This is a genomic window from Microbacterium sp. Bi128, from assembly GCF_918698205.1.
Genome location: NZ_CAKKMM010001461.1, coordinates 1 through 1236 on the forward strand (window position 1 = coordinate 1; position 1236 = coordinate 1236).

The window sequence follows — 1236 nt, forward strand, 5'->3', positions numbered from 1 at the left end:
GTGGTCCGGTGGGCCGCCGAGCAGGGTACGAGCCTGGGCTGGGACGGCAAGAACCTTGCCATCGCCGGCGACAGTTCGGGCGGCAACTTCGTCGCTGCCGTCGCAGCGATGGCCCACGACGACGGGTTCGACCGGATCACGCATCAGGTCCTCTTCTACCCGTCCCTGGACCTGGACTTCGACGTCGACCGCTACGCCTCGCTGCGGGAGAACGCCGAAGGATTCGGGCTGGAGACGGCGGGCCTCAAGCCGTTCAACTCCTTTTACCTGGAGAGCGGGGCGGACCCGGCGGACCCGCTCGTCTCCCCCATCAAGCGCGATGACCTCACAGGCCTGCCGGCGGCGCTCATCATCACCGCCGAGCACGACCCCCTGCGCGATGAGGGCGAACTTTACGGCCAGCGACTGGCGGAGGCCGGCGTCGTGGCGGCCGTCAGCCGCTACCCGGGGGCCAACCACGGCTTCGTCCAGAACTTTTCCTGGATCCCGGAGTTCTACCGGGCCTTCGAGGAAGCAGGCGACTTCCTGAACGCGGGGGCCGGGCAATGACGGGGCCAGTCGCTGTTCATCCCCTGGTCTCGCCGTGTGGCCGGTTCGGACTCTACAGCTTCTTCATCGACGCTCCCGAGCCCGCCATCGTCGACACCGGGATCGCGTCCTCGCCTGCCGAAGGCATGGTCCCGGCACTGGAGGCGATCGGCCGCCGGATCGAGGACGTGCGCTGTATCCTGCTGACCCACGGCCACATCGACCACCTCGGCGGTGCGCACGCCCTATGGGAGCTCACCGGACGGCGCGCGAAGGTCGTGATCCACGAGGCCGACGCGCCTCTGCTGCGCTCCCGGCGCGCGCACGTCGACCAGTACGTGGACGTGCGCCAGCAGTACATCGACAATCCGAATGCCATCGAGGAGCAGACGAAAGCCGCGAACCACGTCATGTCCGGCGAGATGGAGCCGACCATGCTGGTTAGGGGCGGCGAGACCCTCGCCCTGGGCGGGGACGTCACCGTCTCGGTCCACCACATCCCCGGCCACACGGCCGGGTCCGTCGCCTACGTCGTGGACGGGCAGCAGTCGGTCTTCGTCGGCGACGCCGTGCAGATCCACGGAGCGGCCAACGGCTTCCCCGGCTACGAGGATCCGGCCGCCTACCGCTCAAGTCTGCGGTACCTGCGCGACGACGTCCGCCCGCAACACCTGTACCTGGGCCACCCGTACCGGGGCGCTGACGGCG

At 69.0% G+C, this 1236-nt stretch carries 2 protein-coding genes; both read left to right on the top strand.

The window, feature by feature from the left end:
- Positions 1 to 549: alpha/beta hydrolase (locus LQV45_RS33690; protein WP_230012145.1), on the top strand; the 549-nt coding region annotated here is incomplete at its 5' end.
- Positions 546 to 1236: MBL fold metallo-hydrolase (locus LQV45_RS33695; RefSeq protein WP_230012147.1), on the top strand; the 691-nt coding region annotated here is incomplete at its 3' end. The genes LQV45_RS33690 and LQV45_RS33695, both read left to right, overlap by 4 nt.